This is a genomic window from Cystobacter fuscus (genome assembly GCF_044360685.1).
Classification (GTDB): domain Bacteria; phylum Myxococcota; class Myxococcia; order Myxococcales; family Myxococcaceae; genus Cystobacter; species Cystobacter fuscus_C.
In genome coordinates, this window is sequence record NZ_CP043491.1 from 6,759,665 (window position 1) to 6,773,211 (window position 13,547).

The 13,547-nt window shown below is 70.5% G+C and carries 12 protein-coding genes; 2 read left to right on the forward strand and 10 right to left on the reverse strand.

Annotation, left to right across the window (positions count from 1 at the left end; genetic code table 11):
• The first annotated feature begins 7 nt into the window (after positions 1–7).
• Entirely contained in the window at positions 8–1,288 is a 1,281-nt protein-coding gene (locus F0U63_RS27665; protein WP_395834114.1) for an MFS transporter, read from the forward strand.
• Positions 1,289–1,309: 21 nt separating this feature from the next.
• Here F0U63_RS27665 and F0U63_RS27670 read toward each other — a convergent pair whose 3' ends face one another.
• From F0U63_RS27670 to F0U63_RS27700, 7 genes are all read right to left on the reverse strand, one after another.
• Positions 1,310–2,134: a DUF459 domain-containing protein gene (locus F0U63_RS27670; protein WP_395834116.1), complete on the reverse strand. Its 825-nt coding sequence runs from the start codon at positions 2,132–2,134 to the stop codon at positions 1,310–1,312.
• Positions 2,135–2,209: 75 nt separating this feature from the next.
• Entirely contained in the window at positions 2,210–2,689 is a 480-nt protein-coding gene (locus tag F0U63_RS27675) for a hypothetical protein (protein ID WP_395834118.1), read from the reverse strand.
• A gap of 67 nt (positions 2,690–2,756) precedes the next feature.
• Positions 2,757–5,690 (reverse strand): CHAT domain-containing protein, encoded by a 2,934-nt coding sequence (locus F0U63_RS27680; RefSeq protein WP_395834120.1) that lies wholly within the window; start codon positions 5,688–5,690, stop codon positions 2,757–2,759.
• A complete protein-coding gene (locus F0U63_RS27685; protein ID WP_395834122.1) occupies positions 5,690–6,310 on the reverse strand; it encodes an RNA polymerase sigma factor in 621 nt (206 codons plus the stop codon). Before F0U63_RS27685 ends, F0U63_RS27680 begins: the two co-directional genes overlap by 1 nt.
• Positions 6,311–6,366: 56 nt before the next feature.
• Positions 6,367–6,999 (reverse strand): hypothetical protein, encoded by a 633-nt coding sequence (locus F0U63_RS27690; protein WP_395834124.1) that lies wholly within the window; start codon positions 6,997–6,999, stop codon positions 6,367–6,369.
• 42 nt (positions 7,000–7,041) lie between these two features.
• Positions 7,042–8,334: a C39 family peptidase gene (locus F0U63_RS27695; RefSeq protein ID WP_395834126.1), complete on the reverse strand. Its 1,293-nt coding sequence runs from the start codon at positions 8,332–8,334 to the stop codon at positions 7,042–7,044.
• A 106-nt stretch (positions 8,335–8,440) separates the two neighbouring features.
• Complete coding sequence (locus tag F0U63_RS27700) at positions 8,441–9,220, reverse strand: class I SAM-dependent methyltransferase (RefSeq protein WP_395834128.1); 780 nt, start codon at positions 9,218–9,220, stop codon at positions 8,441–8,443.
• A 113-nt stretch (positions 9,221–9,333) separates the two neighbouring features.
• On the opposite strand from F0U63_RS27700, the gene F0U63_RS27705 reads away from it, so the two are divergent.
• Positions 9,334–10,338, forward strand: coding sequence for an alpha/beta fold hydrolase (locus tag F0U63_RS27705; RefSeq protein ID WP_395834129.1), 1,005 nt, complete (start codon positions 9,334–9,336; stop codon positions 10,336–10,338).
• Between the two features lie 12 nt (positions 10,339–10,350).
• Here F0U63_RS27705 and F0U63_RS27710 read toward each other — a convergent pair whose 3' ends face one another.
• The 3 genes from F0U63_RS27710 to F0U63_RS27720 are packed head-to-tail and all read right to left on the reverse strand — an operon-like array spanning position 10,351 to position 13,504.
• A complete protein-coding gene (locus F0U63_RS27710; RefSeq protein WP_395834131.1) occupies positions 10,351–11,748 on the reverse strand; it encodes a multicopper oxidase family protein in 1,398 nt (465 codons plus the stop codon).
• The gene (locus F0U63_RS27715; RefSeq protein ID WP_395834133.1) at positions 11,745–13,115 is read right to left on the reverse strand and encodes a TolC family protein; all 1,371 of its coding nucleotides are present in this window, start codon (positions 13,113–13,115) and stop codon (positions 11,745–11,747) included. Before F0U63_RS27715 ends, F0U63_RS27710 begins: the two co-directional genes overlap by 4 nt.
• On the reverse strand, positions 13,112–13,504 hold the full coding sequence (locus F0U63_RS27720; RefSeq protein WP_395834136.1) for a heavy metal-binding domain-containing protein: 393 nt from the start codon (positions 13,502–13,504) through the stop codon (positions 13,112–13,114). The genes F0U63_RS27715 and F0U63_RS27720 overlap by 4 nt, the downstream gene beginning before the upstream one ends.
• Positions 13,505–13,547 lie beyond the last annotated feature (43 nt).

The window sequence follows — 13,547 nt, forward strand, 5'->3', positions numbered from 1 at the left end:
GGTTGCGATGCAGTCCTTCACCGCGCTCGACGAAGCGCCCGCGGCCGCCCATCGGGATCCGGGTCCCGGCTGGCAGTGGCGGTTCTGGGCCATCTTCACCGGCCAGGCGCTTTCGTTGATCGGCTCCGCCCTGACCCAGTTCGTCCTGCTCTGGTGGATCACGGACACCACCGGCAGCGTCTCGACCTTGGCGACGGCGGGCATGGCGGCGCTCCTGCCGCAAGCCCTGCTCGGCTCTCTCGGAGGCACCCTCGCCGACCGCTACAGCCGCCGCATGTTGATGATCGCCGCGGACAGCGTCAGCGCGCTCTGCATGCTGCTGCTGATCACGCTCTTCCTGACCGGGCGGGTGGAGCTCTGGCACATCTACACCATGATGTTCATCCGCAGCGCCATGCAGGCGTTCCAGTCCCCGGCCGCCGCGGCGAGCACGGCCATGCTGGTGCCTCACGGCTTCCTGCCGCGCGCGGCCGGGCTCAATCAGACCCTGATCGGCCTGATGACGGTCGCCGCCGCGCCGCTCGGCGCCATGGCGCTCGGCATCATGCCCATCGGGCTGGCGCTGGGCATCGACGTGATCACGGCGCTGATCGGAATCGTGCCGCTCCTCGTCTTCCGCATTCCGCAACCCGACGCGCCGGAGGGTGGGAGAACCGGCATCTGGGCGGAGTTCCAGGAGGGAGTCCGGCTGGTCTGGAACCATCCCGGCCTGCGACCCCTCTATGTGCTCCTGGGGGTCGTCGTGCTCGTCATCATGCCGTCCTTCACGTTGGTGCAGCTGCTGGTGAAGCAGCACTTCGCGGGCGGCGCCGAAGGGGTGGCGCTGATGGAGGGGCTCGCGGGCCTCGCCATGATCGTGAGCGGCCTGGCCGTCACGGCTCTCGCGCCGCGGCGGCACGTGCGGTGGGTGCTCTGGGGGTTCGCCGTCTCCTGCTTCGCGCTCGCCCTGACAGCCCTGGCGCCTGGCCACTTCTTCTGGCTCGCCGTGGCATGGTGGGTGGTGAGCGCCGCCGCCTTCATCCTCGGAAACGCTCCGCTCACGACCCTGCTGCAGACAACCATCCCCAACCACCTGCAGGGCCGCATCTTCTCGCTGCTCAGCACCGTCACGGGTCTGGCGGCGCCCATGGGTCTGGCTGCCGCCACTCCGATCGGCGAGCTGATTGGCATCCGCTGGCTCTTCGTGCTGCAGGGCGTGCTCGGCGGATGTCTCAGTCTCCTGGGCTTCTGGTCGCCCGGCCTGCTGAGCCTGGACCGGCGGGCCTCGCCGGAGACGATGCCGAGGTGATGTCCGGTGTGCGCTCCCCCGTCACGGGGTGCCGCGCACCAGGGGAGAGGGCACGAGCGAGGTGCTCCCCGCCTCACGCGAGCCCGTGCCGATCGGGGCGACGGCCTGCTCGGGGGGGGCCTCCAGCAACGACATCACCACCGGGTGCACCTTGTTCGCGAAGTAGCGGCCCCCGGCCACGGTGAAGTGCACCCCATCCGCCATGCGCAGCCGCATGGGCTTGCGGAAACCCTCGACGGGGGCCTCGCGCAGCAGGTGGCCCCTGGCATCGACGAAGAAGGGCCGCGTCTCCAGGTGCGTCGACGCGCTGTCGCTCCGCACCGCCTCGCGCAGCACCCGGCGGATGATCTCCAGCTTGCGCTCGAAGCGGGGCAGGCCGGTGAAGGGCAACTCCACCCAGAGCACCTTGCGCCCCGGCGCCGACAACGTGCGCAGGAACTCCGTGGCCCGCTGCTGATAGGCGGCCTCCCACCCGGACACGCCCCACTGCACCTTCGCCTTGCCCTGCTCATCCGTGAGCCCCTGCCCATCGTTGCCGCCCAGGATGACGACGACGACGTCGGGTTGATGGCGCTCCACTTCCTCCCGCCCGACCTTCATCCAGTCGAAGAAGTCGGGACGGGCCAGTCCCGTGGAGGACTTCGCCCGCCGCACCGCGCGCAATCCCGGCTGCGCGTTGAGCAGTTGTTCGAGGGACTCTCCGAAGCTGGTGACGATCAGGCTGTCACCCAGCAGGAGCACGGTGCGAGAGCGGGCGGCGGCGTCGGGTCTCCCCTCCTCCGCCCGAACCGTCACGGACCACAGGAGAGCAAGACACACGAGCGCGCGAATCAGGGCGTTGTCCATCCGGCCCGCACGCTACCGCGCCCTTGCCCGGGGGAGAAATGCGCTGCCTTCCCTGGTGGGCGGGGAGTCAGGCGCTCAGCGAGTCACCGCCGGGAGTTGTCCGATGGAAATCACCGTCCCCCCCGGATCGACGGCCCAGACGGCCGCGAGGGCGGCCCGGCGCTCCACGGCGGGCAGCTCCCAGACGGGCTCCCCTCCAGGAGGCTGGGGCGGAATGGGTTTCTTGTAGCCCTCGGGCGTCAGGACGATCCTCGAATCGGACACGCTGCTGAACCCCCCCGTCCTGATCGGGATGTCGATCTCCGCCACGCGCTCCACCAGGAACGCGCTCATCCTGGCGCGGTGATACCGGTAGATGAGCAGTCCCCGCCCATCCCTCGGCCGCACCGCGAGATCGAAGGTCTCGGGCCCCACGCGCTGGAAGACATCGTCCTCGATGGCCGCCCGCGTGAAAACGTTCCCCGAGGGCGAGATTCTCCCCCAGGAAAGCTCCGCCGCTCCCGCGCTCCCCGCCATGCCGCTCAGCAGCATCACCACGAGCACACCCTGCTTCATGACCCATCTCCCCTGCTGTTCAAGGTGAACGTCCACCCTCTCTACGCCGGGGGAAATGGATATTCCCTCATTCGAAAAGCACGAGCTCCGACACCCAGGGGGCCGGCCGGTCACGCAGCCAGACGGAGCGCGTCCTCGCCAGGGCCTGGGCGGGTGTGGCTCCCCGCCCTACCTCGTCGAGCAGGGCCTGGAAGAAGGCGCCCCCTTCGGCATCGGGGATGGGCGAGGCGGGAGCCACCACGGACCGGGCACCCGCCTGGATGAACGCCGCGGGCAGGCTCGCCACGGCGTAGTAGCGCAAGGCGCCCCCATTCGCGCGGCACGCGGCGAGCAGCACCAGCGGCGCGCCCCGGAGCGACATCCCCTGGAGGTCCGAGACCGTCAACGCGTAGCGGCCGTCGGGCTCGGGAGACAGCGCGAGGAAGGACGCGTCGGAGAAGCCCGAGCGGATCAAGCCGTGCGCATGGAACTCCACCTCGGTGGCGTCCTCGAGCTCCGCGAGGACCGCGTCGGGGGTGGCCGACGCGCCCCGCAGGAGGACCTCTCCCGGCCGCGGCGCGCGGTTCCACGGCAGCAGGCGCGGCAGACCGAGCGTAGCTGGCGGCTCCACATCCGACACCACCACGTGCTTGGGAGGCAGTCCGGCCTCGGGCCCCTTCCCCTCTCCGCCCCCGGGAACCAGGTAGCTCCAGGCCCGCTCGGGTCCCAGCAGTCCGGGACGTCCCAGGAGCACGGGCTCGGCGAGCACCCGCACGGCGTCACACCCCGTGAGCCCCTCCAGCACCGCCGGAGGCACCGCGGGGAAGTCCTCGAGGAGCGGACGGGTGCGCTGCCCCAGGTACTCGCCCCGCACGTCACCCCGGGAGCCACGCGCCACGAAGAGGACGCGCTCGTCCTGCCCCGCCACGGCGAGCAGGCACGAGGCCGGCGCGGCGCGCTCCTGTCCGGCGGCGAGCACGGTGAGGGCCTCGTCGAACTCCCCCGCCTTCCCGGCGTCCATCACCAGCGTCTGGTGGGCGTAGGACCAGGCCTTGCGCGCCTCGATGTCCGTGGCCCGCATGGGCCCGGCCGCCGCGATGACCTCGCGCAGGCGCCGCTGCCCCTCGCGCCGGTCCGTCTCGATGAGGATGCGCGCCGCCATCTGATCCAGCAGCAGGCGCGCGCCCGGCGTGAACGACGCATCCTCGCGCAACAGCTCCACCCGCCGCGCCACGTACGCGCGCTCGTCCGCGGTCGTGCCGAAGCGCAGGAGATCTCCGTAGACGGCGAGCTCGAACAGGGAGGGCGGCGCCGCGCACTCGCGGGCCCGCGCCACCTCGCGCCGGGCCTCCGCCACGTCCAGCGCCTCGATGGCCAGGAGCGCGCGTTGATGGTGGTAGTCCGCGCGCCGCTCACAGTCCTCCGGCTGCCGTTGCAGGTACTCGTCCAGGTAGGCCCGGGCGAGCGCGGGCTCGTGGCTCAGGCGCGCGCTGTTGATGAGCGCGAGCACGAGCACCTCCTCGTGGTGCCAGTCCCCGAGGCGGCGCGCCACGTCCAGCGCCGCGCGCGCGGGCCCCATCGCCTCCTGGCGGCGATCCAACTGGTTGTAGAGGCCGCTGAGCTCCGCCTGGAGCGACACGCACCGGTACTCCAGCCGGGCCCGGTGGCACTCGTCGATCGCCGCCACGAGCCGCTGCTCGGCCCGGGCGCCGTCTCCATGCGCCAGATCCTCCGCCACCTGGGCCTTCACCAGCGGCGCGCGGTACCACACGGCCTCGCCCGACTCCTCGACGAGCGCGCGCAACTCCTCCAGGTGCTGGCGCTCGACGCGCAGCAGGAGGATGGCGCCGAGCAGCAACTCCCGCTCGCCCGCGCGGCGCAGGCGCGTGAGGTACCCCTGCGCCTCCTCGCCCGACAGGGCCCGGGCATCCTCCAACAGCGCGCGGTACGTGCGGGCCAGCGGTGCGCGGCGCGCGAAGTCGGCCCGGGCCACGCGTTGCACATAGTTGGAAGCGGTGGAGTTCCGGGCCGCGGCGTCCAGGGCGCTGGCCAGCGGTGCCAGCGCGAGCACCTGCTCCCGGGACACCGCGGCGCGGATCGCATGGTAGAGGTAGAGCCGCGCCAGGTCCGGATTGCGGCGGACCATCGCGGCCGGCGGCGTCCGTCCCTCCAGCGCGAGCGCCATGCCCGCGGCGTTCATGTCCGTCCACGCACGGCTCCGGGACGCGGCGCTCGCGCGCAGCCCCTCCGCCAGCCGCTTCGCCTCCTCGCTCCACCCCGGCTCGCCCCGGTCCGCCACGTGTTGGAACTCCATGGCGGCGGCCAGCTCCAACGACATCGCGCGCAACGCGACACCGCGGTTCCAATGGGCGCGCGCGTGCTCTGGCGCCGCCCTCAGCGCGCGATCCAGCGCCTCGAGGGCCCGCTCGGGCTCGCCCCGGCCCAGCGCCGCCAACGCGCGATCGCTGTCCACGTCCGGCGAGGGCGGCAGACGCTCCAGGGCCTTCTCGGCGCGCTCGAACTCACCGGCGAGCAGGTACGCCGTCGCCAGGCCGTGGAAGTCCCCCTGCTCCTCGAGCCGCGCCAGCAGCTTCACATCCAGCTCCGCGGAGCCCGAGGCCCCATCGCGCAGCGTGCCGGAGCTCCGGTAGCCATCCAGGCCCGGGTAGCCAAGCCGGCCGTCCAGGGAGCGCGTCGGCGCGAGCGCGAGCAGCTGGGCCCCCACCTCGGGGGACGCGGGCCGCATCCACCACGCCGCCAGCAGGCCGAGCAGCACGAGGGCCGCCATTCCCACGCCCGCGCTCCACATCCGGGTGGTGCGGTGGGCCCAGGAGGGGCGGAAGGGCTCGCGGCGCGGGGCACGGCGCGAGGCCGCGGCCGACTGCACGGCGAGACTCGCCTGGAGTTGATCCTCCAGGGCGGCCTGGCAGTCGGCGCACCCCGCGAGGTGGGCCTGGAACTCCTCGGCCTCGCTCGTGGACAGCTCTCCATCCACGAAGGCGGCGATCCGCTCGCAAGCCATCACTCGACACCTCCGGGTTGTGCCTGCTCGAGAAGGATGTCCTTGAGCCGCTTGCGCGCCCGGAACAACCGGGTGCCCACCGTCATGGGGGCGATGCCGAGCTGCTCGGCGATGCGCGCGTACGACAGACCTTCCATGTCCTTCAACCGCACCACGTCCCGGAATTCCTCCGGCAGCTTCTCCACCGCGCGCCAGACGTCTTCCAGCGTATAGCCCGCCCACGTCTCCGCCGGAGCCGCCTCCTCGCTGGCAACGTCCAGGCCCTCGGTGAATTCCTGCTGGGGATGGCGCTTGTCCTGCCGGCACATGTCGAGGAATCGCCTGACGAGGATGGAGGCCAGCCACGGCAGGGGGGGCGCGGACCGGTCATAGGTGTGGAAGGCGCGGAACGCCCGCTCGTAGGTGTCCTGGAGCAGGTCCTTCGCATCCGAGGGGTTGCGGCCCCGGCACAGGAACCGGGCGCGCTCCTCCAGTTGAGGCTGGCAGCGGGCCACCACCTCCTGGAACTCCCGCGCGGAGCCGGGAGCGCCGGGCGTGGCGCTCGCGGGGACGGGGGTCCGTGCCGGACTCCGGGTGCGGGTGAATCGAAACGGGAAGTCCACGAGGGCACTACTTCGCATGGGACGCATCCCGGCGAAAGGGCCTCCGGGGACTTCACTCCTCGTCGAGAGACAGCTCAAGGCACGAGCAGGGGCGTCTCGCGCGCCCGGGGGGCGAGCCGGGAGAAGACCTGACTGGCGAGCTCCGGCTGGCCGGCCCGCAGCCCCAGGGAAGCCTCATCGAGCAACGGCGTCACCACGAGTCCCTCGGCGCCGTGGTGGGCGAGGAAGACGAGGTGGAGGGCGGGCACGCGCAGCTCGAAGAAGTCCGAGGCGCGTGCCCCGGCGGTGCGCATCACGCCACGCCGGTGCTTCTCCAGCAGGCGGCTCTTCTGGGCGCCGCCGAGCTGCACCGTCTCCCACCGGCCCCGGGTGGACTGGACCTCCACGAGGGAGCGGACCTCGCCCTCCACCTGGACCGGGTAGACGACGCGATGGAGATCGCGCAGCAGCCGGCCCGGGTCCTCGCCCTGGTAGCGCTGGAGTTGCTCGAGGGAGACCATGAACACCGCGAGGGGCTCGCCGAGGGTTCCGGTCCCCGCCTCCTCCGGGCCCTGGAATCCCAGGGAGCGGGCGTTGGAGGCGCTCACCCGTCCAGCGAAGTCCTGGAGGGTGCGGGCCGCGGCGGCGCGGGCGTCATCGGGTTGCGCGAAGGAGGCGGGGGCGGAGCCCAGGACGAGGAGGCATGCGGACAGCAGGAGGTTCTTCATGGGATGTCTTTCCAGAATCGAGAGGGAGAAAAGGCCGGGCGGCTACTTCGTCCAGAGGGCGGACAGCACGCCGTCCAGCGCGCTCACGTGGGACAGGCGGTAGCCCTGATTCAACCCGGCCACGTAGTCGTAGGTGGATTGATAGCCGGCGCTCGTCATGTTGTAGGCCTGATAGAAGCCAGACGACGAGGGGTGCCAGGTGGCCGCGTAGCGGATGCCATTGGGCGTGGAGTAGGAGTTGAAGCGCACGGGCATGAGGCCCTGGGCCGCGAAGCTCTGCTTCTTCGACTCGAAGTCCGCCGCCGTCATGTGCCAGTAGGTGGCGTAGCCGTTGTGGGCCTTCTTCACCCAGACGCCGGAGAAGCGGATGACGCCGTTGTCGTTGTAGACGGCCAGGTCCACGTTCAGGTAGCCGGCGTTCCACATCTCGCTCCATTTCGCGGACATCTCGGCCTCGGTCAGGTTGGCCAGGGAGAGGAACGCGCCGTCGATGGGCGCCCAGATGACGGAGAAGAGCGGGCCGCTGGACGTGGGCAGCACGCTGACCCGATCCGGACGCCAGCCCTGGGCGCGGTAGGTCTCGAAGTAGGACTGGAACTGCTGCGTCGTCATCAACACGCGCACCGGACGGCTCCCCGCCGCCTGGAAGGAGCCCGCCATCAACCGGCTGCCCGAGGAGTTGTACGCGGTCAGGGTGACCGGCCAGCGATCACGCCAGGCGTGGTGGTCGAAACACCCCTGGAAGCTGCTCGCGGACAGATTGTGGAAGTCGCTGTAGCAGGGCGGGTTCTCGCGGATGTTGTAGTAGTCGCGCCAGTGAACGTGATCGGCGCCGCTCACGTACTCCGAGTAGGTGATATAGTATTGATCCCCCACGTTGGGCGCCCACGGATCATTGACGTAGACATAATTGGTGTTGAGGAGCGTGAGATACCCGCTGGCCACCATCATGTGTCCGCCGCCACCAGTCCATCCCCAGGAGAAGCCCACGGGCCGGTTGGCGTTGATCTCGCTCACCAGCGACGACCAGCTCAGCGCGCTGTTGGACGTGGTGTTGTACGCGAAGCCATACTTCTCGAACTCGGGCCAGCCGGGCTGTACACACGCCGAGGGCACGGGACTGTTGCAACAATCCGAGCGTCCCAGGCGCCGGTTGGCCTGATCACACTGGGACACCCGCGTGGCGCCCAGATAATTCATGATCATCTGGCCACTGCCAGCCCAGCACCACTGGTTCGTCTCTTGGGGGAACAGTGGCACCGGCAGCGTGCCCGCGTTCGCGGCCGAAAAAACCATCACGAGCGATGCCAACGCACCGCGCAGAATACTCCGCATGTCGTCATCTCCAGGGGTCCCGAACTCCCCGCCCCATCGCTAGTACGACGCGGGGCGGGATTATTCCTGGAGGATTTGGCGGGGCATTTTCCCCGCGACGCCCCCGCTACCGGGAGGCGGGCTTGAGCGCCCGGGTGGCGCAGAACCCCGACAGGTACTCCGACAGCCGGTCTCCCTCGGTGTGCTTGTCCTCGTAGAAGCCGGTGAGCAGGAAGCCCGCGTCGAGCTGCCCGCCGATCTGATCCTCCAGCGAGTGCGCCACGCACAGGGGCTCGCCCTCGTCGGTGTAGCGGCGCCGCTCCTCGTCGGTGAGGCTCGCCACGTCCGAGTACGGCATGCGGTACTTGAGCCGCGGCCCGCCCTGCTTGTCCAGCTCCGGGTCGAACAGGAAGACGATGGGGTTGGAGAAGCCCGAGAGCAGCACGCCGCCCGGGCGCAGCACCCGGAAGGCCTCGTGCCACACGGGGCGGATCTCCGGCGCGAAGCAGTTGGAACAGGGGTGGAAGATGAGATCGAAGCTCTCGTCCGCGAAGGCGGACAGGTCGCGCATGTCACCTTCCACGCGGCGGATGTTGAGGCCCTCGCGCTCGGCCACCTCGGCATCGCGCGCGAGCTGGGCGGGCGAGTTGTCGAACACCGTGACGCGGGCCCCGGCGGCGGCGAACACCGGACACTGTTGACCACCCGCGCTCGCCAGGCCCAGCACGTCCTTGCCCGCCAGCGAGCCGAACCACTCGCGCGGCACGGGCTTGCACGGGGTGAGCACCACGCTCCACTCCCCCCGGCGCGCCGCGGCGATCACCTCGGGTCCCACGGGAATCGTCCACCGATCCCCCTTGGCTACCTGGCGGTTCCAGGCCTCACGGTTGTAGGCACGCAGATCCATACCGCGCTTCCACTCCGTCCCCATGACGGCTCCTTGTTGAACACTGAAGACCGGATCCACGCGATATCACGCTTCCGTGCTCGAAGAGCCCACCGAGGCGGTATTCCTCGGGCATGACCTCCGCGATCCGCTCCGTGTTCACCCTCGCGTTGCTGCTGAGTGCCCTGCCCGCCCTCTCCCAGGAGAAGAAGGCCCCCGAGCCGCTCGGTATCGCGCTCGAGGGCTACGCCTACCCCGCCCCCGTCCAGTTCCTCCCGCTGACGATTCAGGGCCAGGACGTCCGCATGGCCTACATGGACGTGCCCCCGAGCGGCAAGGCCAACGGGCGCACCGTCGTGCTGTTCCACGGCAAGAACTTCTTCGGCGCCTACTGGCGCGACACCCTCCGCGCGCTCGGCCAGGCGGGCTACCGCGTCGTGGTGCCGGATCAGCTCGGCTTCGGCAAATCCTCCAAGCCGGCCATCGACTACAGCTTCCACCTGCTCGCCACCCAGACGAAGCGGGTGCTGGAGAAGCTCGGCATCTCCAAGGCCGCCATCGTGGGGCACTCCATGGGCGGCATGCTCGCCACGCGCTTCGCGCTCCTGTTCCCGGAGAGCACCACGCACCTCATCCTGGAGAATCCCATCGGCCTGGAGGATTACCGCGTCCTCGTGCCCTGGCGCTCCACCGAGGAGCTCTACAAGGGCCAGCTCGACACCACCGAGGAGTCGGTGCGCAAGTACCAGAAGACCTACTACGTCACGTGGCGTCCCGAGTACGAGGAGTATGTCCAGGTCATCTACCGCCAGACGCTCGGGGGCGAGTACCCGCGGCTGGCGTGGGTGTCCGCCGCCACCGAGCAGATGATCTACCAGCAGCCGGTGGTGCATGAGTTCCCGCAGGTGACGGCGCCGGTGCTGCTCGTCATCGGGCAGGCGGATCGCACCACGATTGGCCGGGCGCGCGTGTCGCCCGAGGCCCTCACGAAGCTGGGCCAGTACCCGGAGCTGGGCCGGCGCGCGGCGAAGGCCTTCCCCCGCGCCACGCTCGTGGAGCTGCCCAACGTGGGGCACATCCCCCACTTCGAGGCCCCCGAGAAGTGGCACGAGGCACTGCTCGGGTTCCTCGGCAAGTGAGGGGATGGCGGCTCAGGCGCCGCCGTCGGTGACGCCGGGGTCGGCGTTCACGTCGATGCCGTCGCGCAGCAGGTCCGCCTTCTGCGCGGTGCTCGCCAGGGTGGCCACCGGGTTGTCATACCAGCCCGGATCTCCGTAGCCCTCCAGGTGCTCGCGCACCTTGAGCACCGTGAACATGCCCCCCATGGTGATGCCGCCGTAGCGGCCCTTGCCGCCCACCATGGGGATGCTGTTGGCCGGCACGGCCATGCCCATGTCCTCCATCTCCCCCATGCCCGTGTGGCCCATGGTCATGTAGTCCGGCAAGATCTCGCGCACCTTCTCGTCGAAGCCCTCGGGCTTGAGGCCGATGAGGTTGGGCATGCCGTGCCCCATCTGGTTCATCACGTGGTGGGTCATGTGGCAGTGCATCGCCCAGTCCCCGGGCTCGTCCGCCACGAACTCGATGCCGCGCGTGCTGCCCACCGGCACCAGCACCGTGGTGTCCGACCACTGGGCGGACTCGGGGACGCGTCCCCCGTCCGTCTCGGTGATGCGGAACTGGTAGCCGTGCAGGTGGATGGGGTGATGGTCCATGGGGCCGAGGTTGCCCAGCCGGATGCGCACCCGCTGCCCCTTCTTCACCACCAGCGGCGCCGTGCCCGGGAAGGCCTTGCCGTTGATCGTCAGCAGGTTGAAGTCCGTCATCTCGTTGGGGTTGGGCCGCCGGGCGCCCGGGTCCAGACGCCACTCGTGCAGCATCAGCGCGAAGTCCCGATCCACCTTGGGCCCCCGCGGCGGCTGGCGGGGGTGGACGATGAACATGCCCGTCATGCCCAGGGCGATCTGCGTCATCTCGTCGTGGTGCGAGTGGTACATCAGCGTGCCCGACTGGCGCAGGGTGAACTCGTACTTGAACGTCTCGCCGGGGGCGATGGCCTTCTGGTTGAGTCCCCCCACCCCATCCATGCCATTGGGCAGGAGCAGCCCGTGCCAGTGCACCGTGGTGGGCGCGGGCAGCCGGTTGGTGACGTAGAAGCGCACGCGGTCGCCTTCCACCGCCTCGATGACCGGGCCATGCACGCGGCCGTTGTAGCCCCAGCACCGCGCCTGGAGCCCCGGCGCGAACTCGTGATCCACCTCCTGGGCCACCATGTGGAAGACCTTCACGCCGTCCACCAGCTTCCAGGGCAGCTTCGTGCCGTTGGGCACCACCACCGGCGTGTAGTCCCGGCCGGGCCGCCCCGGGGGCAGGTGCTTGCCGCTCGCCTGGGGCTTGCCCGTGTCCGCCGCCGAGCCCTCGCGCGCCGGCGTCCCGGAGAACGGCTCCTGGGCCCGCGCCTGCGTGGTCGACAACAGCGTGGTCCCGGCCATGCCCAGGCCACTGGCGACGAGCAAGCGCCGCCGGCTCAATCCCTTCGTCTCGCTCATCGCTTCTCTCCCACGTCGTCCGTCAGCCGGCCACCCACCGCGTTCTCCAGGGCGTTCCGGGCATTCCAATAGTCCCGCAGCGTCTCCACGTACTCCCGATACGTCCGCACCTCCTCCTGCCGGGCCTCGAGGAGCTGGAACGGGCTCAACACCATGGCGTTGTATTGGAGCTGCGACTGCTCCACGACCCGCCGGCGCACGGGCAACAACTCCACCTTGTAGTGCTCCACCAACCGCCGCGCCGTCTGCAGCGCCGCCCGCCGCTGCCGCACCTCGGAGCGGGCATCGACGGACAGCTGCGTCAGCTTCCGCCCGGCCTGACGCTCGCGCGCCTCCAGCCCGCCGATGAGCGCCTGCCGCTGATTGAACAGGGGCAGCTCCAACACGAGGCTCGGGCCGATGATGCGCAGCCCATCCGACTCGCGCTCGGCGTCCACGCCCACCTCCACCGTGCCGAAGAAACGGGAGCCGCGCGCCAGGGAGACGGCCTTCTCCATCAACGCCACGTCCTTGCGCGCGGCGTCGATGTCCAGGCGCCGCTCGATCGCGAGCCGCTCCAGGTGCTCCAGGGTGGGCTCCTCGGCGGGCGGCTCGGGGAGGGACTCGCTCACGGTCCACTCCGTGTCCTCGCCCCACAGCCCGAGCATCCGGTTCAACCGCTCCCGGCTCTCCACGAGCGCCAGCTCCTCCCGGGCGAGGCCCACGCGGGCCTCCTGCCAGGCGGCGCGCGAGAGGGAGAGATCCAACTCGGGGATGTTGCCCGCCTCGTGCTGCATCCGCGCCAGCTCGGCCGCCGCCGAGAAGACGGCCACGAGCTGGGTCTGGTAGCGCAGCAGCTTGTCGGCCGCCTGGACCGCCGTATAGGCCTCGCGCGTCTCGGCCACCACGGCCAGCGCCTCATGGGCGGTGCGCAGCACGTCCGCCTCGAACTGCTGCCGGGCGATCTGCTTGCGCGCCGGAAGCATGAAGAGATCGAGCACGTCCTGCACGAGGGAGAACTCGAGGCGGGGGCCGACACCTGGCGTGTTCGGGAAGCCGACCGCCGCGCCCAGCGTGGGGTTGCGCAACAGCCCCGCCTCCACCATGTCCGCCTGGGAGACGCCGAGTGACTCGTAGGAGGCCTGGAGCCCCGGGTTGTTCACGAGCGCCAAGCGTACGGCCTCCTCTCGCGTGAGTCCGTCCTGGAGCAGGGCGTGGACGCGCTCGCGCACGGCCTCGGCCGGAGGCGAGCCCTTCTCCCAGCCCGTGGACACCCGCACCCGCTCCTGCACCAGGGCTCCGAGCTCCGCGTGTCCCCGCTCGGGAGACAGCGTCGCGCAGCCCATGGCGGACAGGCACACGGCCGCCGTGAGCAGGAGGCGGTTCATGGGGAACCACCCTGCATGGAGGACGCGCCCGGCGCCAGCCCCTCCCGGGAGGCGCTCTCCTTCGGCGCGGCAGGGGCCTGGAGCACGAGCTTCATCCCGCACTTCGGGCAGCGTCCCGGCTCGTGCGAGGTGACGTCCCGATGCATGGGACACACGTAGAGGGCCGAGGAGGGCGTTCCGGCGTCCGGAGTCTTCTCGGCCTGGGCCAGCGTGGCGGGAGGCGCGGCGGAGGGCGAGCCGTGCAGGGCGAGCATGGCCCGCATGGGGGACTCGGGCGCCGCGGGGTTGGAGGGATCCAGCAAGGAAGGGGCACGCTCCGCGGCGCTCAGGGCGCACGCGGACAGACCGAGCGCCAGGGCGCCGGTCAGCAGCTTCATCGAAAGAGACATGGAAGGTGTTCCGCGAAAGAGATGAGTCGAGCAACGGTTTCTG

Coding starts and splice junctions, on each gene's coding strand:
- F0U63_RS27665 (WP_395834114.1), top strand. CDS start 8: ATGCAGTCCTTCACCGCGCTCGACGAAGCGCCCGCGGCCGCCCATCGG.
- F0U63_RS27670 (WP_395834116.1), bottom strand. CDS start 2,134: ATGGACAACGCCCTGATTCGCGCGCTCGTGTGTCTTGCTCTCCTGTGG.
- F0U63_RS27675 (WP_395834118.1), bottom strand. CDS start 2,689: ATGAAGCAGGGTGTGCTCGTGGTGATGCTGCTGAGCGGCATGGCGGGG.
- F0U63_RS27680 (WP_395834120.1), bottom strand. CDS start 5,690: ATGGCTTGCGAGCGGATCGCCGCCTTCGTGGATGGAGAGCTGTCCACG.
- F0U63_RS27685 (WP_395834122.1), bottom strand. CDS start 6,310: ATGCGAAGTAGTGCCCTCGTGGACTTCCCGTTTCGATTCACCCGCACC.
- F0U63_RS27690 (WP_395834124.1), bottom strand. CDS start 6,999: ATGAAGAACCTCCTGCTGTCCGCATGCCTCCTCGTCCTGGGCTCCGCC.
- F0U63_RS27695 (WP_395834126.1), bottom strand. CDS start 8,334: ATGCGGAGTATTCTGCGCGGTGCGTTGGCATCGCTCGTGATGGTTTTT.
- F0U63_RS27700 (WP_395834128.1), bottom strand. CDS start 9,220: ATGGATCTGCGTGCCTACAACCGTGAGGCCTGGAACCGCCAGGTAGCC.
- F0U63_RS27705 (WP_395834129.1), top strand. CDS start 9,334: ATGACCTCCGCGATCCGCTCCGTGTTCACCCTCGCGTTGCTGCTGAGT.
- F0U63_RS27710 (WP_395834131.1), bottom strand. CDS start 11,748: ATGAGCGAGACGAAGGGATTGAGCCGGCGGCGCTTGCTCGTCGCCAGT.
- F0U63_RS27715 (WP_395834133.1), bottom strand. CDS start 13,115: ATGAACCGCCTCCTGCTCACGGCGGCCGTGTGCCTGTCCGCCATGGGC.
- F0U63_RS27720 (WP_395834136.1), bottom strand. CDS start 13,504: ATGTCTCTTTCGATGAAGCTGCTGACCGGCGCCCTGGCGCTCGGTCTG.